The sequence below is a fragment of the Tepidiforma flava genome, assembly GCF_027594505.1.
Classification (GTDB): Bacteria; Chloroflexota; Dehalococcoidia; order Tepidiformales; family Tepidiformaceae; genus Tepidiforma; species Tepidiforma flava.
In genome coordinates this window covers 2,560,873-2,583,707 of sequence record NZ_CP115149.1, presented here as the reverse complement: position 1 = coordinate 2,583,707, position 22,835 = coordinate 2,560,873, and the positions used below count along the sequence as shown (strand labels likewise).

Sequence of the window (22,835 nt, the reverse complement as noted above, 5' to 3'; positions counted from 1 at the left end):
TCACTGGTGCGGGCCGGCGTGGCTTTCCGACGCGGTCCCGGCTGTGCCGAACCAGCCCCGGTCGATGCCGGTGAACACGACGAGCGGCACGATGAGCAGGACGAACGCCGCCGCCATCGCGATGACCGGCCCGCGGTTCACCCGGAGCACACTCTCGACGGGCGCGGTGTATTCGTTCCCGGCGGCGCGCGCCAGCGCCCGCGCCTTCGTCCGCAGCCGCAGGCTGTTCGCCATCACACTCACCGAGCTCAGCGCCATCGCTGCGCCAGCGAAAAGGGGATTGAGCAGCCCGAGCGCCGCGACCGGCAGCGCAACGACGTTGTAGCCGAAGGCCCACGCGAGGTTCTGTTTGATGGTGGTCAGCGTCTCCCGCGACAGCGCGATCGCTTCAGCAATCTTCGCCACGTCGCCGTGCAGCAGCGTAATGTCGCCGGTCTCGATAGCGACGTCGGTACCGTTGCTCATCGCAATCCCGACATCGGCCTGCGCCAGCGCCGGGGCGTCGTTGATGCCGTCCCCCGCCATCGCCACCGCGAGCCCCTGTGCCTGCAGCCCGCGGACGCAGGCGAGCTTCTCCTCCGGACGCATGCCCGACGTGAACTCGCGGATGCCCACCTGCGCCGCCACCGCCGCCGCCGCGCGCTCATTGTCGCCCGTCAGCATGACGACCCGGAGCCCGAGCCGATGGAGGGCCGCGACGGCCCGCGCTGCGTTTGGTTTCACCTCGTCGAAGAGGCCAAGCAGGCCAGCGACCGTCCCGTCGACTGCCACGATCGCGACCGTCCGTCCCTGCGCTTCCAGGCCGCCGATCGCCGCGCTGAGCGGGTCCAGCGTGAACCCGAGCTCCTCGAACATCGCCCGGTTGCCGACCTGCACCAGGCGCCCCTCGACCATCGCCTGCACGCCCCGCGCCGTCACGGCCTCGAACTGTGTGGCAGCCGGCGGTTCGATGCCGGCGTCCGCCGCCGCGTCGACCACCGCGCGGCTCAGCGGGTGCTCGCTCGGCGACTCTGCCGCCGCCGCCAGCCGGAGCAGCTCGTCCCGCGAGAGCGTCCCGACCGGCACGACGTCCGCGACCACCGGCCGCCCGGCCGTGAGCGTCCCGGTCTTGTCGAGCACGACGACATCGAGCTTCCGCGTGCGCTCGAGGACGCCCGCGTTCCGGATCAGGATGCCGCGGCTCGCGCCCAGCCCCGTGCCGACCATAATCGCCGTCGGCGTCGCGAGGCCGAGCGCGCACGGGCAGGCGATGACGAGGACGGCCACGGCCGCCGTCATCCCCCGCTGCCAGTCGCCCGCCGCCCAGCCCCAGGTGAGGAACGTCGCCAGCGCAATCACGATGACCACGGGGACGAAGACCGCAGCGACACGGTCAACCAGCCGCTCGACCGGCGCCTTCGACCCCTGCGCCTCTTCGACGAGCCGCACCATCCGCTGCAGCGCGGCATCAGCGCCCACCGCCGTCGCTTCGATGACCATCATGCCGTTCCGGTTCAGCGAGCCGCCGATGACCGGGTCACCCGGCTTCCGCTCCACGGGCACCGACTCGCCAGTCAGCATCGACTCATCGACCGCGCTTGCTCCCTCGACCACCACGCCGTCGACCGGCACCCGCTGGCCGGGGCGAACCACGATGCGGTCGCCGACGCGGACCTGCTCGACCGGGCGCTCGATCTCCGCGCCGTCGCGGAGCACCGCGGCGGTCGCAGGGGCCTGCGCGAGCAGCGCCCGGATCGCCTGCGAAGCGGCCCCTTTCGAGGTCTCCTCGAAGTACTTGCCCATCGAGATGAACAGCAGCACGGCCACACTCACGTCGAAGTACATGTGCGTGTCGTGCCGCCCGCTCACCACCACCCAGGCGCTGTAGAGGTAGGCGACCGACGTGCCGAGCGCCACGAGCACGTCCATGTTCGGGTTGAGCTGCCGGAGGCTCGCCCACGCGCCCCGGTAGAACCGCCACCCGAGGCCGGCCTGGACCGGCGTCGCGAGCGCCAGCACCACCCACCCGTGCACCGCGGGGCTGCCGAACAGATGGAGCCCGGCGATGTCCATCGCCATCGCGAGGAGGACGGCCGGGACGGCGAACACCGACGCGGCGAGCAGCCGGATGAGGCTCCCCCGCGCTTCCGCCGAGAGGTCGCGCCGCTCCCCGGCCGTCACCGGCGCGGCCCGGTAGCCGGCCTTCTCGACGGCGGCGACCAGGTCTTCGACCGCGACGGGCCCGCCGAGCGTCACCCGGGCGGTCTCCGCCGCGAAGTTCACACTCGCAGTTTCGACGCCTTCGACTTTGCTGAGCGCCCGTTCGACGCGGCGCACGCACGACGCGCAGGTCATCCCGCTCACGCTCAGCGTGACGGCTCGTTCCTCCGTGCCGGTTGCCATGGCCGGGCCTCCTGCCGCGCTAGCCCGTCAGCGGGCCGCGGCGTCGTACCCCTCTTCTTTGACCGCTTCGATGAGCTTCGCGGCGTCGAGGCCTTCGCCCGTGACCTTCGCCGACTTCTCGGCGAGGCTGACGACCGCGTCGCTCACGCCGGGAACGGCCTTCAGGGCCGCCGTGACGGCGTTCACGCAGTGGTCGCACGTCATCCCGGTGATGCTGAGTTCGATGACCTGGGCCATGATGACGCTCCTTCTTGTCGTTGTGGTCAGGGTTCGCTGGGCCCCTGGGTCCGGTACAGCCGCTGCAATTCGGCGATCGCCTTCTCCTCCTCGCCGCCTTTCATCATCTCGACCACGTGCGTCTTGAGATGGCCGTCCAGCACGAGCGCATCCAGGCTCCGGAGCGCCCGCTGGATGGACAGCGAGAGGTCGAGGATGTCCATGCAGTAGCGGTCCTCCTCGAGCTGCTTCTCGAGGGCGGCCACCTGCCCGGCGATGATCTTGATGCGGCGCAGCGCCTGCCGTCGGACTTCCGGGATCATCGAACCTCCAATAGGGTACCCCCCTATCCTCAAGGAGCGGTCGGGGGATGTCAACCGTCAGCCGCGCGACCCGATTGCGCCGGCGCTCCGCAGCCGTTCGACTTCGTCCCAGCCGAACCCGAACTCGAGCAGCACCTCTTCGGTGTGCTCGTCGAATTCTGGTGCGCCCCGGCGAATCGACCCGGGCGTCGCGCCAAGCTGGACCGCGGGCCCGACCATCCTGCGGCGCTCCCCGGAGCGGTGGTCGTACTCCGCGATGTAGCCGTTCGCCACCACCTGCGGGTCGCGAATCAGCTGGGCATAGTCCTGCACCGGGGCGACCGGCAGCCCCTGCCCGCAGAGGTACTCCACCCACTCCCACTGGTCACGCCCCGCGAAGATGCGGTCCAGCTCGGCGATGAGCTCCGCCCGGTGCTCCATATGGGCCGGGAGCGCGTTGAACCGGGGGTCGTCGCGCAGGTCGGGACGGCCCAGCGCCTCGCAAAACGGCGCCCACCAGCGGCTCAGCTGGGCCATGCTCAGCGCTATCCAGCCGCCGTCGCGGCAGCGGTAGACGTTCCAGAGCGGCGCGGCATCCTCCCGCGCCCGCCGCGGCGGCACCTGCCCGGTGAACAGCGTCCCCGTGATGTTGAACGACTGGAGCATCACCTGCCCGCCCAGCAGCGACGCCTCAACCTGCTGCCCTTCGCCGGTCCGCGCCCGGTGGATGAGTGCGAGCAGGATGCCGTAACTCAGCGAAATGGCCCCCACCTGGTCCGCCATCCCGCCGAACGAGAACACCGGCGGCTGGTCGGGCGGCCCCTGCATCATCATCGTTCCGCCGCGCGCCTGGCCGAGGATGTCCATCGCCGGCCAGCGGGCGTGCGGCCCCTTCGAACCGTACCCGCTCGCCGTCGCGTAGATGATGGCCGGGTTGCGCGCCCGCAGGTCGTCGTACCCGAGCCCCAACCGCTCCATCACGCCCTGCCGCATGTTCTGCACGAACACGTCCGCCTGCTCCGCCAGCCGGAGCACGGTCTCCCGGCCGTCCGGGTGCTTGAGGTCGACCACGATGCCCCGCTTGTTCCGGTTGTGACTTTCGAAGTAGGCCTCGCTCAGGCCGCGGCCCGGGTCCGGGGCATCCGGCCCTTCGATTTTGATGACGTCAGCCCCGAAGTCGGCGAGCATCGCCGTCGCGTACGTGCCCTGCTGCCAGATCGTGCAATCGAGCACGACCAGCCCGGACAGCGGCAGCCCGGTGTGCGGCGCGTTCGGAAACATCCCTGCTCCCCTCCCCGGTTGCGCGGGATCTTGGTGAGGCCGCACCATCCTGTCAACGAACCCGAGGAACGCCCCCGATGCCGTCATCTGCCGGACACCGCCGCTTCGCCGCCGCCTGGGACTGGCTTTCCCGGCACGAGAGCGCCCGGGAGCGCCGCCTGCGCGCCCGCCTCGCCGGCCAGGCAACCGGCCGCGTGCTCGAAATCGGCTACGGCGTCGGCTCCAACTGGCCCCACCTGCCGGCTGACGTCGACTACGTCGGCATCGAACCCGACCCCTACATGCGCGAGCGCGCCGAACGCCACCGGCCGCCGGGCCGCGAGCTCGACCTGCGCGACGGCGACGCGCAAGCGCTCGACTTCCCCGACGCGAGCTTCGACACGGTCATCGGCACGCTCGTGCTCTGCACCGTCCCCGACCCGGCCGCTGCCCTGCGGGAAATCCGCCGCGTCCTCAAGCCGGGCGGCCGCCTCATCTTCTGGGAGCACGTCAATGCCCGCGCGAAGGCCGGCCGCCTCGCGCTCGGCGCGATCACGCCGCTCTGGTCCCGCGTGGGCGGAGGCTGCCACCCGAACCGCGACACCCTGCAGGCCATCGAGGCCGCCGGCTTCGCGGTCGAGGACCTCCGGCGGGGGAAGATCGGGCCGCTGCCCGCCATCTCCGGCGTCGCCCGCCCCGCGGAGGCCGCCCCGTGAGAATCGGCGCACACGTCTCCAGCGCAGGCGGGCCGCACCTCGTATTCGAACGGGCGCGCGCCATCGGCGCCGAGGCCGTCCAGCTGTTCATCAGCGCCCCCCAGCAGTGGAAGCTCCCGGCGCTCACCGACGAGCAGGTCGCTCGCTTCAACCGCGTCCGGGAAGCGGCCGCCATGCCGGTCTTTTTCCACGGCGTCTACCTGATGAACTTCGGGAGCCAGGACCCGGCCGTCCTCGAAAAATCGCAAGCCTCCCTCCTCGCCTACCACCGCTGCGCCGGCCGGATGGGCATCGTCGGCACCATCTTCCACGTCGGCAGCCACCTCGGCGCCGGCTTCGATGGGGCGATGATCGAGCGCATCGCCGGGATGCTGACCGCCGTCCTCGAGGATGACCCCGCCAACCCGGCGCTCCTCATCCTCGAGAACAACGCAGGCCAGGGGAACTGCATCGGCGGCAAGTTCGGCGAGCTCGGCGCCATCATCCGGGCGATGGGCAGCCCGCCGCGCGTCGGCATCTGCCTCGACACCTGCCACGCCTACGCGATGGGCTACGACATCGCGACGCCCGCCGGGCTCGAGGCGGCGCTCGAGGAGTTCGACCGCGAGCTCGGGCTCAGCCGCCTCGTCGCGGTCCACGCGAACGATACGAAGCTGCCCATCGGCACCTTCCGCGACCGCCACGAGAACATCGGCGAAGGCCACCTTGGGCTGGAAGGTTTTCGCACCATCATCGGCCACCCTGCCTTCTCCGAGGTGCCGTTCCTGCTCGAGGTGCCCGGGTTCGAAGGCGATGGGCCCGACCGGAAGAACGTGCAGCGGCTGAAGCGCCTCCGCTCGGAGGCAGGGCTCCCTGCGCCGAAGCTCCCGCCGCTTGACCGTATCCGGCGGGCAGCTGGAGCCTAACGAAAACCGAAAACGAGGACATGCGCCGTGCCGCTCACCGGGCGTCTCCAGGGCCAGCTGTTCACCGAGTGCGCTGAATGGGTGTGGGAGCAGCTCCAGGAAGAGGGCATCCAGCTCCAGGGAGAGCTCATCGAGCTCATCCTCGAAACCGAACGCGAACTCGGCATCCACACCGCGCCGCTCGAGGTCATCGCCGGCGAGCTCGCGGAGGAGTTCGAACGGCGCGGCATCGTCGCTCGCCCCTATCCCGTCGATGCCCGCGTTATCCGCGCCGTGCTCGAATGGGAAGACGACTTCCTCGGGTTCGCCGGCATCCCGCGCGCCGAAAGTTGACGGGCCGGCCGCTGCGCCGGACACTCGAGCCGACCCCCGCGACAGGAGGTGCACGGGTAACCTACGCATCAGGTTCGACCTCGGCACGCAGGGAGCAGCAACCAGAAGCGCCAGGTCCGCGCACACCGCGCGGATGACGAGGCGGGGGCAGTATCGAACCATTCGGCGGATGGCCCCCCGGCTGCACAGCCGCAGGCGACGCACAAACCACGCCGGGCAACCGGGTGACAAAAGCGCGCCGCGTGCACGGGTTCCCCACCCGTTCCCCGTTGCTCCAGCCCGATCACACCGCTCGACCGCACCGCTTCACCGGTGCCGATAGCGGGTGCTGCGTGCCCCCTGCGGCAGGGAGTCCTGCCGGGAAGGAGCATCGTTCACCATGTGCGGCATCATCGGGTACGCCGGGCACCGGCCCGCCGTGCCCATCCTCCTCCGGGCGCTCAAGGACCTCGAGTACCGGGGGTACGACTCGGCCGGCATCGCCGTCCTCGACGGCGACAGCCTCGCGGTGACCAAAAAGCAGGGGAAGATCGCCAACCTCGAGCAGGCGCTCGGCCCCGCGCCCGCCGGCACCGTGGGCATCGGCCATACCCGCTGGGCCACCCACGGCCGGCCGAGCGACCAGAACGCCCATCCCCACGTCTCCTGCGACGGGCGGGTGGTCGTCATCCACAACGGCATCGTCGAGAACTACGCATCGCTGCGGGAGGAGCTCGCTGCGCGGGGCCACACCTTCCGCAGCGAGACCGACACCGAAACCGTCGCACACCTCATCGAGGAGGCAGTCCGCGGCGGCGCCGACCTGTTCGAAGCGCTCAGGCGCACCGCCGCGCGGGTCGAAGGCTCGCAGGCGATCGTTGCCATGAGTCTCGATGAGCCGGGCACCCTCGCCGCCGCTCGCCTCGGCAACGCGGGCGGCGTCGTCATCGGCTTCGGGCAGGACGAGACGGTCGTCGCCAGCGACCTCGCTGCCGTCCTCCCCATCACACAGGACGTCGCCTTCCTCGCCGACGGCCRGGTCGCGCGCGTCACCGCCGCCGGCGCCGAAGCGAAAACGGTCGCCGGCGACCCCGTCCTGCTTCAGCGGAAGCGCATCCCGATCGACCCGGTGACGGCCCTCAAGGGCCAGTACCCCCACTTCATGCTCAAGGAGATTCACGAGCAGCCCGAGGCGATCGCCGACACGATCTGGAGCCTCGCGACCCTCGAGCCGCCGGCCCTGTACTTCGACGACCTCGGCCCCGCGGCCGAACGGCTCGCCAGTGTCGAGCGCGTGGTCCTCATTGGCATGGGGACGAGCCTCCACGCTGCGATGATCGGCCAGCGGTACATCGAGGCCTTCGCCCGCATCCCGGCGTGGGCCGACAACGCCTCGGAATTCCGCTACCGCGACCCGGTGCTCGACGACCGCACGCTCGTCATCAGCGTCTCCCAGTCCGGCGAGACGGTGGACGTGCTCGAGGCGATGGCCGTTGCGCGGCAGGCCGGCGCCCTCCAGGTCACCATCTGCAACACGGAGGGCGCGCAGACCACCCGCGTCGCCGACGGAACGGTCTACACCCGCGCGGGGCTCGAACGTGGCGTCGCGAGCACCAAGTGCTTCACCGCGGCGGTCGTTGCGCTCTACCTCCTCGCGCTCCGCATCGCCGAGGCGAAGGGCCGGCTGCGGCAGGAGGACCTGGCGGCGCACCTTGCCGAACTGGCGCACCTTCCGCGGGCCGTCGCCGGCATCATCGCCAGGCGCGACGCCTTCCGGAAGATTGCGCTCCGCCATGCCCAGGCTCAGCACGTCCTCTTCCTTGGCCGCGGCCTCGCCTTCCCGGTGGCGATGGAAGGCGCGCTCAAGCTCAAGGAAGTCTCCTACATCCACGCCGAGGGGTACGCCGCCGGCGAGATGAAGCACGGCCCCATCGCCCTCATCGAGCCCGCCTTCCCCACGGTCGCCATCGCCACCCGCCACGCCCTGCGCTCGAAGATGGTCTCCAACATCGAGCAGATCCAGGCGCGCGGCGGCCCCGTCACCGGGATCGTGACCGAAGGCGACGCCGAGCTTGCGTCGCTCTGTGATGCCGTCATTTCGGTGCCCGCGGTTTCGTCGTGGCTCGAGCCGGTGGCCGCCGTGATCCCTCTTCAGCTCCTCGCCTACGATGTGGCGGTGCACCGCGGCTGCGACGTCGACCAGCCGCGGAACCTCGCCAAGACGGTGACGGTCGAATGAGCGGCCGTCCAGCCAGCCAGGAACGGCCGATTGGCCGGCCGTGCAAACGCCGGCCATCGGCCTATAATCGTGCGACCGAAGCCATCGGTCTGCACTATGCGCGATGCGCGGAGGTATAGACAGATTGGTAAGCGTCACTCGTTCCGTCGTCTGGTTTTCCGAGGTAGGCCGCGAGGACATCGGCCTCGTGGGAGGCAAAGGCGCCAACCTCGGTGAGTTGACCCGCGCCTCCATCCCCGTCCCGCCCGGGTTCGTCGTCACCGCGGATACGTATTTCCGCTTCATCCACCAGAACGGGCTCGAGCCGGTCATCCGCAAGGAGCTGTTCGGGCTCGATGTGCATGACACGAAGCTCCTCAACGAGCGCGCCGAGAACATCCGCCGCCGCATCATGGAGGCGCCGATGCCGGCCCACATCGCCGACGAAATCCGCGCCGCCTACCGCGAACTCGGCGAAGGCCCCGTCGCTGTCCGCAGCTCCGCCACTGCGGAGGACCTCCCGGAGGCGAGCTTCGCCGGCCAGCAGAGCACCTTCCTCAACGTCGTGGGCGCCGACAACGTCGTCCGGGCCGTCCAGGCCTGCTGGGCCTCGCTCTTCGAAGCCCGCGCCATCTTCTACCGCGAAGAATCCGGCTACGACCACACCAAGGTCGGCCTCGCGGTGCCCGTGCAGCGCATGGTGCAGTCGGAAATTTCCGGCGTCATGTTCACCGTCGAGCCGGTCACCTCGGACCGGACCCGCATCACCATCGAAGCGGTCTACGGGCTCGGCGAAGGCATCGTCTCCGGCGAAATCTCGCCCGACCTCTACCTGGTCGCGAAGGAATCGCTCCAGATCATTTCGAAAACGGTCACGCCGCAGGACCGCATGATCGCCCGCCGGCCCGACGCCGACGGCAGCCACGAGGCGGCGAACGCCTGGCTGCCGGTGCCTGAGCACCTTCGCGAGCGCCAGAAGCTCACCGACGCAGAAATCCGCGAGCTCGCCCGCATCGGCCGCGCCGTCGAGGAGCACTACGGCAGCCCCCRGGACATCGAATGGGCCTACGAACAGGGGCGCTTCTACCTCGTCCAGGCGCGACCGGTCACCACGCTCAAGCACGAATTCCAGGAAGAGGAAGGGGAAGAAGAAACGGCGCCCGTGCTCCTCACCGGCCAGCCGGCGAGCCCCGGCGTCGGAGTGGGCGCCGTCCGCATCGTCCACGACCCGCGCGAAATCGACATCGTCAAGCAGGGCGACGTCCTCGTCGCCGAGATGACCACGCCGGATTTCGTCCCCGCCATGAAGCGCGCCTCCGCTATCGTCACCGAGCGCGGGGGCCGCACCTGCCACGCCGCCATCGTCAGCCGCGAACTCGGCATCCCCTGCGTCGTCGGCGTCGCCGGCGCCACCGCGCTCGAGGTCGGCCGCGAAGTCACCGTCGACGGCTCCGCGGGCCGCATCTACGACGGCCGCGCTGAGGCGCGCCTCGCCTGGTACGAGCGCCAGAAGGAGCGCTATGCCCGGTCTGCGTCGCTCAAGACCACCACGAAACTTTACGTCAACCTCGCAGAGCCTGAGCTCGCCGAGGTGGTCGCGAAGCGTCACGTCGACGGCGTCGGCCTGCTCCGGGCCGAGTKCATCGTCGCGCAGATCGGCAAGCATCCGCGCCAGTTCATCGAAGAAGGCCGCCCCGAGGAGTACACCCGCCGACTCGAGGAGGGCATCAAGGAGTTCTGCCGCGCCTTCGACCCGCGGCCCGTCGTCTACCGTCTCACCGACTTCAAGACGAACGAGTACGCCAACCTCGAAGGCGGCGCGAAGTTCGAGCCGACCGAGGAGAACCCGATGATCGGCTACCGCGGCGCCAGCCGGTATCTCCGGGAGCCCGACATCTTCCAGCTCGAACTCGAGGCCATCAAAGGCGTCCGCCGCGAATTCAAGAATCTCTACGTCATGGTGCCCTTCGTCCGCACCCCGGACGAACTCCGCGGGGTGAAACAGCTCATGAGCGAGCAGGGCCTCGTCCGCGGCGACGATTTCAAGCTCTGGATGATGGTCGAGGTCCCCTCGAACGTCATCATCCTCGACCGCTTCATCGATGTCGGCATCGACGGCATCTCCATCGGCTCCAACGACCTCACGCAGCTCGTCCTCGGCATCGACCGCGACAGCGAAGCCCTCGCGGACACCTTCGACGAGCGGAATGAGGCCGTGATGGCCGCCATCCAGACCGCCGTGACCGTCGCCCGCCGCCGCGGCATCACCGCCTCCATCTGCGGGCAGGCGCCCAGCGTGTATCCCGAAGTGACCGAGAAGCTCGTCGAATGGGGCATCACGAGCGTCAGTGTGAGCCCGGACATGATCGACCAGACCCGCGAAATCATCGCCAACGCGGAGGCGAAGCTGGGCCGCGCGCCCGCGCACTAGCCGTCGCTCCGTCCCCAGGGCGTCCGCCGGCCCCGGCCGTCCGCCGGGGCCGCGCTGCATTCGGCCGAGCCGGTCCGCGGTACTACAATCCGGGTCGATGGACCTCAACGTCGTGCGGCGCCGGCTCGAGGCAGCGGAAGCCTCGCTCAGCCCCTACGCCGCGCGCGCCTCCACCAGCCGGGGCCGCAAGCGCCCCGAGCCGCCGTCGCCGCTCCGGACCGAGTACCAGCGCGACCGCGACCGCATCCTCCACACGAAGGCCTTCCGCCGGCTCAAACACAAGACCCAGGTCTTCATCGCCCCGCAGCAGGACCACTTCGTCACCCGGCTGACCCACACCCTCGAAGTCGCCCAGGTCGCCCGGACCATCGCGCGCGCCCTCAACCTCAACGAAGACCTCGCCGAGGCCGCTGCGCTCGGCCACGACATCGGCCACGGGCCGTTCGGCCACGCCGGCGAAGAGGCGCTCGCCGAATGCCTGCCCGAGGGCTTCCGCCACAACTACCAGTCCGTCCGCGTCCTCGACCGCCTCGAAAACGGCGGCCGCGGACTCAACCTCACCTTCGAAGTGCTGGATGCGATCGAGAAGAGCTCGAAAGCCCGCGAAGACATCTTCGCCGAGGGCTGGGGCGTCCCGGTCACCCTCGAGGGCCAGGTCGTCAAGACCGCCGACGCCATCGCCTACCTGAACCACGATATCCTCGATGCCATCCGCGCCGGCATCATCACCGAAGACGACCTGCCCGACAGCACGCAGCGCCTGCTCGGACGCAGCCACGGCGAGCGGCTCGACGCGCTCATCTGCGACATCGTCGAGGCGAGCTGGGCCACGACCGGCGCAGGCCCGGAGCCCGTCATCCAGTTCAGCCCCGCCATCCGCGACGCCGCGAACGAGCTTCGCGAATTCATGTTCCGGCGCGTCTACCTCTACGACGAGACCCGGCGCGAAGCGGAGCGCGGGAAGCGCATCGTCAAATTCCTCTTCGCGTACTTCGTCGAGCATCCCGAGCGCATTTCGCCCGACTACTCCCTGCCGAACGACCCCGTCGAACGGCGCGCTGCCGACTACGTGAGCGGCATGACCGACCGCTACGCCATCCGGGTGGCCGCGTCGCTCGACTGTCCCGACGCCGTCGGCTGGCAGGTCTAGCCGCCCGGCCCCGCCTTTCCGGGGCGTTTATGTCCCCGCTCGCCCGTCTTGAAGGTAGAAACCCCCGCGCCGATACTCGGAGCAACCCGCCATGTCCAACCGTTACGGCTCCAGCTTCGACGATGAGCCGGTGATCGGTGCGCCCCCGCCTGCGGATGAGCCTGTCATCGGTGCCGGCACCCCGCCGCCCTACCCGCGGTATGCGCCCGCCGACCCCGACGTCTACCCCGACGACGACGGGTACGCCGACGAGGAGTACCCGTGGGATGAGGACGACTACTACGGCGGCGACGAACCACCGGCCCGCCAACCGATGTTTTATGTCTTCCTGTTCCTTGCGGCTGTGGTCGGCGGCATCCTCGTCTTCCTCGTTTTCAGCCTCATCAGCGGGGGCGGCAGCAACGGCGGCATCGCGACCGAGTTCGCCGTCCAGATCGACAGCCCGGCCCGCGACCAGCGCCTCGAAATCAATCAGCCGCACGACGTCGTCGTCCAGGCGTCCGCCACCGAGCCGATTCGCCGCGTCGAGCTGTTCGTCGGCGATCGCGTCGCCGATGCCGTCGACCTTACGGAGACGCCGCCGGACAACCGGTATCGCGTGACCCTTCGCTTTACCGTCGCCGACAAAGGCACCTACGACATCTTCGTGCGCGTCTTCGCCGAATCCGGGGCCTCGAAAGACTCCGCGAAGGTCCGCATCGTCGCCATCGAGCCGGTGGGCGAACGCCCGCAGGCAATCCAGGGCAGGGTCGTCGCCGACGCGACCGTCCGGGAGGGGCCCGGCGATACCTTCCCCGAGTCCGGCAGCCTTCGCGCAGGGTCGCAGGTCACGATTACCGGGAAGACGCGCGACCTCGCATGGCTGCTCGTCCAGCCGCCGGCCGGCACCCAGGGCTGGGTCCGCCGGACCGCGATCGAACCGCTCGACACCCTCGACCTCGTCCCGGTTCGCGACGTGACGCCCACCCCGGCGCCGACCGCCACGCCCACCGCGGAGACCTCGCCCACGGCCACCGTTTCGCCGTCCCCCTCGCCAGCCGCGAACGCGCCCGACTTCGTCCCGACCAACGCGGTCCTCGCGAGCGGCGGCGCCGTCCTCCGCGTGACGATTTCGAACGTCAGCAACAACGCCTACAGCGGGCCCCTCGTGGTCGCGGTGGGCGGCGATGTTCCGCAGCAGGAGCTGGCGGTCAACGTCAATTTGGCGGCGAACGGCGGCTCCACCGTCGTCGAGTTCCCGATTTCGCCCCCCATCACCCAGGGCGGCAAACGCGCCATCGTGACCGTCGACCCGGCCAACATCGTCCGCGAGCAGCGCGAGGACAATAACAGTGCGACGTTCGTGCTCCAGCCGCCCGTCGAGGCGCCGAACCTCGTCATCACCGCGGCGAACGTCACGGGGTCGACCATCGAAGTCACCGTGCGCAACGACGGCGGGCCGCTCCCCGCGTCCACGGTCGTCGTCCAGGTCCAGCTCGGCGGCCAGATCACCAGCAACAGCGTGAGCATCGCCCTTGCCACCGGGCAGTCGTCGCCGGTCATCGCCGTGGCCCGCCCCGCCGGCTCCGGCGAGGCAACGGTAACCGTGTACGTCGGCAACCAGCCCATGGCGAGCACGACGGTGCAGCTCCCGTAGGCGAGGCGACGGCCCCGGCCGCCGGGAGCGCGCTGCTCCCCTCGCCCCGGCGGCCGCGCCGGGCCGTACCATGTGCACCATGGACGTCGTCGACGCCATCAAGCGCCAGGTCGACCTCGTCGCCTACATCGGGCGATTCACGCAGCTCCAGAAATCGGGGCGGAGCTTCCGCGGGCTCTGCCCGTTCCATAGCGAGCGAACCCCGTCGTTCTACGTGTTCCCCGACCGCGGCACGTGGCGCTGCTTCGGCCAGTGCGGCGAAGGCGGCGACCTCTTCACGTTCGTCCAGAAGCGGGAGAACCTCGATTTCCGCGGCGCGTTGCGGCTCCTTGCCAGCGAAGCCGGCATCAGCCTGCAGGACGACGACCCGAAGCGCCGGTCCCACCTCGAGCGGCTCGCCGCCATCGTCTCGGCCGCTGTCGGCTTCTACGAACGGCAGCTCCGCGAGGCCGGCGGCGAGGCGGCGATGGCCTACCTCGTCGAGCGGCGCGGCCTCTCGCCGGAGACCATCGCAGCGTGGCACCTCGGCTGGGCTCCGGCCGGCTGGCACCACCTGCGCGATTTCCTGCTGAACCGCGGCTACACCGAAGCCGACATGCTCGCCGCCGGCGTCCTCGTCGAATCCGACGAAGGGCGCGAACCGTACGACCGCTTCCGGGGCCGGGTCATCATTCCCATCGCCAACGAACGCGGCGAGTTCGTCGCCCTCGGCGGCCGGGGCCTCCACGGCGAGGAGCCGAAGTACCTCAACTCGCCCCAGACGGAGATCTTCGACAAAAGCCGCACCCTGTTCGGCCTTCACCACGCCGCTGGAGCCATCCGCGAGAAGGGGGAAGTCATCGTCGTCGAAGGCTACATGGACGTCCTCGGCCCGTGGCAGGCCGGCTACCGCAACGTCGTCGCAACCATGGGGACGTCCCTCACGCGTCACCATGCCGCGCTCCTCCGGCGGTTCGCGCCGCGCATCGTCCTCGCGCTCGACCCCGACGCCGCCGGGATGAACGCCGCCGCCCGCGCCGGCAGCCTCGTGCTCGGGTTCGAAACCGACGAGCAGGCGGCGGCATCGGCCCGCTCGGCCGACGAACTTTCGTCTGAGGTCGACGTCGACCTCCGGGTCGCAGCCCTGCCGCCGGGCTGCGACCCGGATGAACTCGTCCGGGAAGACCCGGCCCGCTGGGAGCAGGCGATCGCCGGCGCCGTCCCGTTCGTCGAATTCCTGCTCGGGCGCCTGCTGGGCGATGCCCGCCCCGCCTCTCCGCTCGAGGCCCGCCACCTCGTCGACCGCCTCCGGCCGGTGCTGCTCGCAGTCCGCGACCCGGTCGAGCGGGCCCTCTACATCCAGCGCGTGGCGCGCCAGCTCGGCGTAACCGAGGCGAGCGTCGCCGAACGGCTGAAAACCCCGCGCCCCGCCCGGGTGCCCCGGTCCGCCGGCCGCGCGAGCCCCCCGAACCCGGAGGAAGTGCTCCTCGCCATCCTCCTCCAGCACCCGGCGCTCCGTCTCGCCTACCGGAACTACCCGGAAACCCTCTTCACAGGAGCCGTGGAGCGGGAGATTTTCCGCCGCTGGCTTCGCGACCCGGAGACCGCGGCGGAGCCGGTCGATGATGTCGGCGCCCGCGCGGCGCGGCTGGCGGCCTACCGTCTCCCGCCGCTCACCGATTTCGAGGCGCGGCGCGCTGCCGACGAGAAAATCGCCGCCGTCTTGCGCGAGCGCATCCGCATGCACCAGGCAGCCCGCGCGCAGGAGCTTTCGGAAGCCGAGCAGCGCCTCGGGCCTAATCGCCTGGCCGAGCTCGCCGCGGCAGCCTGGCGGGGCGAAATCCCGCCCGGCGAGGAGCGGGAGCTTGCCGAAGCGCTCATCGAGGAGCTCGAACTCGGCCTGAGCATCCACCGCCGCGAGCACCCGCCTGCCCGCTGACGAAAAATTTTACAATTCGAAGCCGTTTTCCCCCGTCCACCGCCTGTTCCCCATCTTGACACCTTTACCGGCGCGGACGTATTACATACCGGCCGGTCGGCATGTTCCGTCCGGAATATCGCGGGAGGTGCCTAATGGCTAGGCTCCGGATGCTCCTCGTTGCTGGCGCGCTGGCTGCGGTCGCGGTCGTTTCGACGGCTGCGCCCATGCTGACCATCCGCTGGTAAGCCAGGAGCGCAACACCCAGGGAGGGGGCCGGCATACCGGCCCCCTTCGTCATGCCCCGCGATGTCCGCCGGCGACGGACCCTGCGGAACCTTCGTGCCGCTCGTGCAGCACCGCGGCGTCGATGAGCCGGCCCGTCACCGCGGCGAGGGCGAGCGCTTCCTCCGGCCGCGCCCCGGCATCGACCGCCGCGGCAGCGAGCGCCGCCTGCCGCTCCGCGAGGTACGCGTCGAGCAGCGCCCGCACCTCCGGCTCCCGGGTGGCGGCCGTCCAGGCGTCCATCAGCAGAGCCGCGTGTTCCGCATCGCCGGCAGCCCCGCGGAAGTAGCGCCGCGCGGCGCCGTCGGACCGGTCCCCCTTGCGGAGCGCCGCAGCAACGGCTTCCAGGCGCTCCTTCGCTTCGTCGAGCACTTCGCCGATGACCGCCGCGTACAGGTGGAGCTTCGTCGGGAAGTGGGCGTACACCGCCCCCTTCGAAAGCCCTGCCGAGGCAGCGATCGCATCGAGCGAGCCGCCGTCGAACCCGCGCGCCGCGAAGGCCGCCCGCGCAGCGTCGAGCAGCTGCCGCCGAGTCCTAGCTCGCCGCTCTTCCTGGCGCATCGTCGTCCTGCCTCCAGGCCGGGAGGTAGAGCAGCGGCCGGGCGGGGTTCCCGAACGTCTCCTGTTTCCAGCGGGGGAACAGCGCTTCGAACGCTTCCACCACGCGCGGGTCGAACTGGCTCCCCGCGCAGCGCAGTATCTCAGCAAGCGCTGCATCCGGCGACTGCCCCCGCCGGTACGGGCGGTCGGAAATGATCGCGTCGTACGTATCGCAGACCGCGAAAATGCGGGCCCCGAGCGGGATCTCCTCCCCCTCGAGCCCCCGCGGGTAGCCGGCGCCGTCCCACCGCTCGTGGTGCGCCAGCACGATCTTCGCTGCCGGCCGGAGGTACGGCACCTGCGCGAGGATCCGGTAGCCCATCGCCGGGTGCCGCCGCATGAACTCCCACTCCTCCTCGGTCAGCCGGTCCGGCTTCAGCAGAATCGCGTCCGGCACCCCGATCTTGCCGACGTCGTGCATCAGCGCGCCGCGGTAGATGGTCAGCAGCTCCTCCTCGTCCTTGATGCCGAGCAGCTTCGCGATGTCGAGCGCATGCTGCGCCACCCGGACCGAATGCCCGCGCGTCTCCTGGTCGCGCACGTCCRRGGCGGTTACGAGCGACTCCAGCGTCCCCGTGTAGGCGTCCCGCAGCTGTTCGGACATGTCCCGGATTTCGATGTACGCCCGGTGCAGCTGCTCGTTCGACCGCTCCAGCCGGATGACGTTCTCCCGCGTCCGCTCGACGAACTGGGTCACCGAGTACCGCGCCAGCACGAGCGGCAGCACCATCACCGCCACCGCGGCGACGCCCAGCTCCYGGAAGATGACCGCCAGCCCGCCGGCGACCAGGCCGAGAATCGCGTAGTACGGGAACAGCCAGCCGATGTTGTCGCGGAAACTCGAAGCGATCGCCCGGCCGCTCGTCAGCGCGATGATCGCGGCGACCCACGCCCCGTCGATGGCGTACAGGACGAGCGCGGCGGCGCCGCCTTCCGCGAGCGCGAGCACCGGCCGCGGCACGTGCCCATCCGCCGCGGCCTGGATGGCCATCACCGCGAGCGCAGCGCAAAATGCCGCCAGCGTTTCATGGCCGAAGTTGAACGCGAGCTTGCGCGGGTCCCGCTCGCCCGTCAGCCAGCCTGCGATCGCAATCGCGCCGGCCGTCGTCACTGCCCCGGGCGGCCCAAACAGGACCGCCGCCATCGCCGTGCCGACGAAGCTGACGGAGACCCAGCCGCCGAAGTAGAGCCGGACCGAGAGCGCCTCAGTGAGCACGGCGAGCAGCAGGACGACGGCGAGCCCGACCGGGTCGCCGAGCGGCTGGAGGAAGAACGCCGCGGTGAACGCCATCGCCCCGCCCGCGAACGTCAGAGCGATGAACCAGTCTTCGCGCGGGCTGCGGGTGGATGGGCGGGACATCTCACGGTTACTTATCGACCGCTCAGGATGCCCGCTGCAGCCCATCGGCCCCGCGCTGCCGATGGCAAATTGTCGTGGTGCTGTCGCCACAGGATCCCGGCGCGCCGCCGGGTGAACGGCCGGGGCGGCCCGCCGCGCCGGCGGCCGTGGCCTCTACCGTATTCAATCGGCTGACTCGCAGGAGGCTGTACCGCCGCAATCGCCCCCTGCCGTGCCGTCGCTGGTGACAGCGGGTGACAGTCCGGTGACCGCGGCGGCCTTCGCAGCCAGCCGCTCCGCGCGTACACTCCCGCCCATGGCAGCACCGCTCGAAGGTATCCGCGTCCTCGATTTCACCCGCTACCAGCAGGGCCCCTTCGCCACCGTCATCCTCGCCGACTTTGGCGCCGACGTCATCAAGGTCGAAGACCCGGGCGGCGACTACGGCCGGCGCATGTGGCGGGAGCCGGACGGCTTCTCGGCCTTCTGGGAATCGCTCGACCGCGGCAAGCGCTCCGTCTGCATCGACCTCCGCCGGCGGGAGGGCGTCGACCTCGCGCTCCGCCTCGCCGAGGGCGCCGATATCCTCGTCGAGAACTTCCGGCCCGGGACCATGGAGCGCTGGGGCCTCGGCCCGGACATCGTCTGCGAACGGAATCCGCGGCTCATCTACGCCCGCGCCACCGGCTGGGGCTCGAGGGGCCCGATGGCGAAGCTCCCATCCTTCGACCAGATCGCGCAGGCCTACTCCGGCTTCGCCCAGCACGCCGGCGGCGGCYCCGGCCACCGGCCCGAGATTCCCTACCCCGGCATCGCCGACCAGACCGGCGGCATGAACCTCGCGCTCGGCATCATGACCGCGCTCTACGCGCGCGAGCGCACCGGCCGCGGCCAGGTCGTCGAGGTTTCGCTCCTCGGCACCCAGCTCGCGCTCCAGGCGCCCGAACTCCTCCACGCGCTCCACTTCGGCAAAGAGCGGCCGCGGGAGTTCCGCGCCGCCCCGACCGTCGGCCACTACCAGTGCTCCGACGGCCGCTGGGTGATGATCGTCGGCATCGACCAGAAGTTCTGGCCGCGCATCGCCCGGGCGCTGGGCCTCGACCATCTCATCGACGACCCGCGGTTCGCGCGCGGCTTCGTTCGTTACAAGAATCGGCACGAACTCGAGCCAATCATGGAAGCGGCGTTCGCCAGCAACACCTCAGCGCACTGGCTCGAGCGGCTCCGGCAGGAGGATGTCCCCGCCTCCGTCGTCCAGGACTACCTCGAGCTCGCCGAATCTGAGCAGGCGTGGGCGAACGGCTACCTCGCTGAGACGGACCACCCCAAGTTCGGGCGGCAGCGCGTCGTCGGGCCCCATATTCAGCTCTCCGCAACGCCGCCCCGCCTCAGCTTCCCCGCCCGCGACCTCGGCGTCGATACGGCCGAAGTCCTGCGCGAGGCCGGCCTGTCCGACGAGGAAATCGCGCGGCTGAGCGCCGAGCGGGTCATCGGCCCCGCCGCGGACTGACCGTCACGGCGTAACGTCGCCGTTGGCCGGTCCGCGCGCCCCGGCGAAGGCGAAGCCCAGCACCTGCAGCCCGGCGCGGACTGCCGCGGCTACCCCGGGACGGCCCGCGCCGGCGAGCACGCGGGAAGCCGCGGCGTCGGCAGCCTCCAGCGCCCCCGGGACGTCGAAATCGTCGCCGAGCCGTTCCGTCATCGCGCCAAGGACTGCCGGGTCGGGTTCGGCCTCCCCGGCCTGGCCGACCGCCGCCTTCAGCCGGCCGTACCGCTCAGCCAGCGCATCGAGCGCCCCCGGGACGTAGTTCGCGTCCGCGCGGAGATGGTGGCTGAGGAGGTAGAGGCGCAGATGGTCCGGCTCGTACGTCCGCATCAGGTCGCGGGCCAGCACGAGGTTGCCGAGCGATTTGCTCATCTTCACCCCTTCGAGCTGGAGCATGCCGTTGTGCACCCACCAGCCGCAGAACGGCTCGACGCCGTAGGCGCACTCGGCCTGGGCGATTTCGTTCTCGTGGTGCGGGTACTTCAGGTCGCTTCCGCCCCCGTGGATGTCGATCTGCGTGCCGAGGTGCTTCACCGCCATGGCCGTGCACTCGATGCTCCAGCCGGGCCGCCCCGGGCCCCACGGGCTGTCCCACGCCGGGTCGCCGGGGTCCACCTGCTGCCAGAGCAGGAAGTCGAGGTGGCCGCGCTTCTTGTGCGCCCGTTTCGATTCCGGGTTCTCCCGCTTTCCGAGCTCCTCCAGCGTCAGCCCGTTCAACCGCCCGTAGCGCGGGAACGAGGCGACGTCGAAGAACACGTCGCCATCCACCACGTACGCATGCCCCCGCTCGATGAGGCGCGCCGTCGTCTCGATGATTTCCGGAATGTGGTCGGTCGCGTACGGATAGACGGTCGGCCGGAGGACGTTCAGCCGGTCCAGGTCCGCCCGCAGGATGGCGTCGTTTTCGTCCCGGATTTCGGCGATCGGCCGGCCGCCCTGCCGCCGGGAGACCATGATCATGTCGTCGTCGATGTCCGTCACGTTCTGGACGTACCGCACCCGGTAGCCGAGCCAGCCGAGATAGCGCCGTAATGCATCGAACTGCACGTACGAAAACGCGTGCCCGAGGTGGGTGACGTCGTACGGGGTGACCCCGCAGACGTACATGCGGACCTCGCCGGGGCTGACGGTTCGGAATTCGCGGACCTCGTTCCCCAGCGACGTGAACAGGCGAAACGGCACGTGGCGGCTCCTCGCGGCGGGCTTCGGCTAGCGTAGCAGAGGCTCGGTTTCTCTTCGCAACCTTCAGCTGAGCGCGCCGGAGGCCATCAGCTCGGCGATGCGGCCGTCGTCATAGCCGAGCACCGAAGCCAGGACGTCGAACGTGTCTTCGCCAACCTGGTGGACCCCTTCGTAGACCGGCGGGCGGGCGCCGTCGAAGCGGGCCGGGAACCGGTCGAGGCCGTACTCGCCCCACTTCTCCGCCCGTGCGCTCCCGAAGAAGTCCCGCGCCTCGAGCTGCGGGTCGCTCTCCGCGAGGTCGCGGGCGTGTTGAACCGGCCCGGCGTGGACGCCGGCGCGCTGGAGCCGCTCGGCGAGTTCGAAGGCGTCCTCCCGGCGGGTGCGCGACGCGATCGCATCGTCGAGCTGGCGCCAGTTCGCGACGCGGAGGTCGTGGGTCGCGAACTGGCCGCCCGGGTCGATTTCCAGCATGCCCGCGAGCCGGCGCCACTCGTCATCGCCGCGCGCCGCGATGGCAATCCACCGGTCGTCGCCGGCGCACGGGTAGATGCCGTGCGGCGCCCACGCGTCGAACGGGTGGCGGTTGCCGGGCGGCTCGGGGTTCGTTCCATTGGCGAGGAAGTCCATCAGCGCCGGCGCCATGATGCCGAGCCCGAGTTCGTACTGCGCGAGGTCCACGGCCAGCCCGCGGCCCGTCCGCTCCCGGTGCTCGAGACCTTCGAGCGCAGCGAGCGCGGCGGCCAGCCCGCTCAGGTGGTCGGTGAGCGAGAAGCCGTAGCCGTCGGTCCGCGTCCCTTCCGGGTTCGTCAGGTAGGTCAGGCCGGTGAGGGCGTGGATGGTCGGCGCGTACGTCACGAAATCCTTCCATGGGCCGTCCTGCCCCATGCCGCCCATCGAGATGACCGTCACCCCCGGGTGCTCGGCTTCCAGCGACGCGTAGTCGAGCCCCCAGCGCCGCAGCACCCCGGCCGAGAAGTTCTCGATGATCACGTCCGACTTCAGGGCCAGGTCGCGGGCCACGGCGCGGGCCTCGGGGCGCGTCATGTCGAGCGCTACGCTCTTCTTGTTCCGGTTCCAGCAGACGTAGTACGGGTGGTCGGGCGAGTTCGCGCCGCCGCTCCGCTTCGCGCTGCTCACCTTGATGACCTCCGCGCCGAGGTCGCCGAGCACGCGCGTGCCGAACGGCCCTGCGAGGACGTGCGTGAAGTCGAGGATGCGCACGCCTTCCAGCGGCCGCGCGCGGTCGAGGCTGGCGGCGCGCGCCTGCCGGGCACCTCCCGTGCGGGGCTTCCATCCGGCCTCGCTCACGGCGATGCGCGCCGGCAGCGCCAGCGGCGGCCCGTCGGCATTCGTCCGGAAGAATCGGCCGGGGAGCTTCGCCCTGCCGAACCCGGGCACCTCCGCCTCCGAGAAGTACCCGCGCGCTTCGATCTGCGGACTCCGCTCGATAGCCTCGCGGACGTTCCACACCACCCCGAACGGCTGGTGCCGCCGCTGGCCTTCGTAGAACAGGTCCTCGCCGCGCTCCCAGGTCGCGACCCACTCCCGCAGCACCTTCATCACGTAGGGGAGGTTCTTCACCATCGCGATGACGTCCGGGTACTTCTCACGGTCGGCGAGGTCCTGCGCGGCGCCGCATTCGATGAGCCACGGCACCAGCACCTCGGTCAGCTTCAGCGAAGCGGTGACCATCACCCCGTGGCCGTCCTTCGCCGGGTACACCTCGTACGCGCCGCTCCAGTGGAGGCTCCCCTGCCGCCTGGCGATAGGGGTGCCCCAGGTGCCGTTCGGGAAGAACCACTGCATCAGGAGCTGCTCGGTGCAGGACACCAGCGCCTCGTGCGCCGAAAGGTCGATGCGCACACCTTCGCCGGTGACGCGCGCGAACCGGTAGCCGGCCAGCGCGGCCACCGCCGCGTACAGCCCGGCCGTGTGGTGCGACTGGTTGCCGTAACCCGAAATCGGCGGGCTCGCCGCGTCGCCCGTCAGCCACGCCGAGCCGCAGAGCGCGTTGGCGACGAGGTCATTCACGCGCCAGCCGCTGCGCGGCCCGTCGAGACCCATCGGCGTCACCGAAACGCGAACCAGCGCCGGGTTCGCAGCCCGGAGGTCACCATCCTCGAACGGCGGCGAGGCAGGGGGCCAGTCCTCGAGCAGGATGTCGGCCGCGCGCGCGAGGTCGAGGAACTGCGCCCGGCCGGCGGCGTCCGAAAGGTCGACCATCGTGACGCGCTTGCCGGCGTTGTAGAACGCGGACTGGATCGATACCCCGCTGGAACCAAAGAAGGGCGGTTCGCGGTCCAGGGGATCCCCGTCCGGCCCGACCACCCGGACGACGTCCGCGCCGGCCTCGGCGAGCAGGCGGCCGGCCAGCACGCCGTTCCACCCGGCGCATTCGAGGACGCGGAGCCCGGAAAGCGGCTGCAGCGCGGTCATGGCGACGATCATAGCCGCGCCG

General features: G+C 70.4%; 17 protein-coding genes. 9 read left to right on the top strand and 8 right to left on the bottom strand.

Annotation, left to right across the window (positions count from 1 at the left end; translation table 11 throughout):
• From O0235_RS14090 to O0235_RS14075, 4 genes are read right to left on the bottom strand one after another with little or no spacing between them, the layout of a single operon-like run.
• Positions 1-2,382: a heavy metal translocating P-type ATPase gene (locus tag O0235_RS14090; RefSeq protein ID WP_270056407.1), complete on the bottom strand. Its 2,382-nt coding sequence runs from the start codon at positions 2,380-2,382 to the stop codon at positions 1-3.
• A gap of 27 nt (positions 2,383-2,409) precedes the next feature.
• Positions 2,410-2,619, bottom strand: a complete 210-nt coding sequence (locus O0235_RS14085; protein ID WP_270056406.1) for a CopZ family metallochaperone — start codon at positions 2,617-2,619, stop codon at positions 2,410-2,412.
• A 26-nt stretch (positions 2,620-2,645) separates the two neighbouring features.
• Entirely contained in the window at positions 2,646-2,921 is a 276-nt protein-coding gene (locus O0235_RS14080; protein WP_270056405.1) for a metal-sensitive transcriptional regulator, read from the bottom strand.
• 57 nt (positions 2,922-2,978) lie between these two features.
• On the bottom strand, positions 2,979-4,181 hold the full coding sequence (locus O0235_RS14075) for a CaiB/BaiF CoA transferase family protein (protein ID WP_270056404.1): 1,203 nt from the start codon (positions 4,179-4,181) through the stop codon (positions 2,979-2,981).
• A 77-nt stretch (positions 4,182-4,258) separates the two neighbouring features.
• On the opposite strand from O0235_RS14075, the gene O0235_RS14070 reads away from it, so the two are divergent.
• The 8 genes from O0235_RS14070 (at position 4,259) to dnaG (ending at position 15,446) form a co-directional block, all read left to right on the top strand.
• Positions 4,259-4,876 carry a class I SAM-dependent methyltransferase gene (locus tag O0235_RS14070; RefSeq protein WP_270056403.1) on the top strand — a complete coding sequence of 206 codons (618 nt, stop codon included), beginning with the start codon at positions 4,259-4,261 and terminating at the stop codon, positions 4,874-4,876.
• On the top strand, positions 4,873-5,781 hold the full coding sequence (locus O0235_RS14065; RefSeq protein ID WP_270056402.1) for a deoxyribonuclease IV: 909 nt from the start codon (positions 4,873-4,875) through the stop codon (positions 5,779-5,781). The genes O0235_RS14070 and O0235_RS14065 overlap by 4 nt, the downstream gene beginning before the upstream one ends.
• A gap of 27 nt (positions 5,782-5,808) precedes the next feature.
• A complete protein-coding gene (locus O0235_RS14060; protein ID WP_270056401.1) occupies positions 5,809-6,114 on the top strand; it encodes a hypothetical protein in 306 nt (101 codons plus the stop codon).
• Between the two features lie 379 nt (positions 6,115-6,493).
• The gene (gene glmS / locus O0235_RS14055) at positions 6,494-8,332 is read left to right on the top strand and encodes a glutamine--fructose-6-phosphate transaminase (isomerizing) (protein ID WP_270056400.1); all 1,839 of its coding nucleotides are present in this window, start codon (positions 6,494-6,496) and stop codon (positions 8,330-8,332) included.
• A gap of 103 nt (positions 8,333-8,435) precedes the next feature.
• On the top strand, positions 8,436-10,742 hold the full coding sequence (gene ppsA / locus O0235_RS14050) for a phosphoenolpyruvate synthase (RefSeq protein ID WP_270056399.1): 2,307 nt from the start codon (positions 8,436-8,438) through the stop codon (positions 10,740-10,742).
• A 97-nt stretch (positions 10,743-10,839) separates the two neighbouring features.
• Positions 10,840-11,892, top strand: coding sequence for a deoxyguanosinetriphosphate triphosphohydrolase (locus tag O0235_RS14045; RefSeq protein WP_270056398.1), 1,053 nt, complete (start codon positions 10,840-10,842; stop codon positions 11,890-11,892).
• A gap of 91 nt (positions 11,893-11,983) precedes the next feature.
• Positions 11,984-13,528 (top strand): CARDB domain-containing protein, encoded by a 1,545-nt coding sequence (locus O0235_RS14040; protein WP_270056397.1) that lies wholly within the window; start codon positions 11,984-11,986, stop codon positions 13,526-13,528.
• Positions 13,529-13,607: 79 nt separating this feature from the next.
• The gene (gene dnaG, locus O0235_RS14035) at positions 13,608-15,446 is read left to right on the top strand and encodes a DNA primase (RefSeq protein ID WP_270056396.1); all 1,839 of its coding nucleotides are present in this window, start codon (positions 13,608-13,610) and stop codon (positions 15,444-15,446) included.
• Between the two features lie 276 nt (positions 15,447-15,722).
• Here the strand turns inward: dnaG and O0235_RS14030 are convergent, their stop codons facing one another.
• Entirely contained in the window at positions 15,723-16,271 is a 549-nt protein-coding gene (locus O0235_RS14030; RefSeq protein ID WP_270056395.1) for a TetR/AcrR family transcriptional regulator, read from the bottom strand.
• Positions 16,246-17,670 (bottom strand): HD-GYP domain-containing protein, encoded by a 1,425-nt coding sequence (locus O0235_RS14025; RefSeq protein ID WP_270056394.1) that lies wholly within the window; start codon positions 17,668-17,670, stop codon positions 16,246-16,248. Before O0235_RS14025 ends, O0235_RS14030 begins: the two co-directional genes overlap by 26 nt.
• Before the next feature lie 295 nt (positions 17,671-17,965).
• Between O0235_RS14025 and O0235_RS14020 the strand changes: the two genes are divergently transcribed.
• Complete coding sequence (locus O0235_RS14020) at positions 17,966-19,159, top strand: CaiB/BaiF CoA transferase family protein (protein ID WP_270056393.1); 1,194 nt, start codon at positions 17,966-17,968, stop codon at positions 19,157-19,159.
• A 3-nt stretch (positions 19,160-19,162) separates the two neighbouring features.
• Here the strand turns inward: O0235_RS14020 and cysS are convergent, their stop codons facing one another.
• A complete protein-coding gene (gene cysS, locus O0235_RS14015) occupies positions 19,163-20,377 on the bottom strand; it encodes a cysteine--tRNA ligase (protein WP_270056392.1) in 1,215 nt (404 codons plus the stop codon).
• A gap of 63 nt (positions 20,378-20,440) precedes the next feature.
• Positions 20,441-22,813 (bottom strand): CaiB/BaiF CoA-transferase family protein, encoded by a 2,373-nt coding sequence (locus tag O0235_RS14010; RefSeq protein ID WP_270056391.1) that lies wholly within the window; start codon positions 22,811-22,813, stop codon positions 20,441-20,443.
• Positions 22,814-22,835 lie beyond the last annotated feature (22 nt).

Coding starts and splice junctions, on each gene's coding strand:
- O0235_RS14090 (WP_270056407.1), bottom strand. CDS start 2,382: ATGGCAACCGGCACGGAGGAACGAGCCGTCACGCTGAGCGTGAGCGGG.
- O0235_RS14085 (WP_270056406.1), bottom strand. CDS start 2,619: ATGGCCCAGGTCATCGAACTCAGCATCACCGGGATGACGTGCGACCAC.
- O0235_RS14080 (WP_270056405.1), bottom strand. CDS start 2,921: ATGATCCCGGAAGTCCGACGGCAGGCGCTGCGCCGCATCAAGATCATC.
- O0235_RS14075 (WP_270056404.1), bottom strand. CDS start 4,181: ATGTTTCCGAACGCGCCGCACACCGGGCTGCCGCTGTCCGGGCTGGTC.
- O0235_RS14070 (WP_270056403.1), top strand. CDS start 4,259: ATGCCGTCATCTGCCGGACACCGCCGCTTCGCCGCCGCCTGGGACTGG.
- O0235_RS14045 (WP_270056398.1), top strand. CDS start 10,840: ATGGACCTCAACGTCGTGCGGCGCCGGCTCGAGGCAGCGGAAGCCTCG.
- O0235_RS14040 (WP_270056397.1), top strand. CDS start 11,984: ATGTCCAACCGTTACGGCTCCAGCTTCGACGATGAGCCGGTGATCGGT.
- dnaG (WP_270056396.1), top strand. CDS start 13,608: ATGGACGTCGTCGACGCCATCAAGCGCCAGGTCGACCTCGTCGCCTAC.
- O0235_RS14030 (WP_270056395.1), bottom strand. CDS start 16,271: ATGCGCCAGGAAGAGCGGCGAGCTAGGACTCGGCGGCAGCTGCTCGAC.
- O0235_RS14010 (WP_270056391.1), bottom strand. CDS start 22,813: ATGACCGCGCTGCAGCCGCTTTCCGGGCTCCGCGTCCTCGAATGCGCC.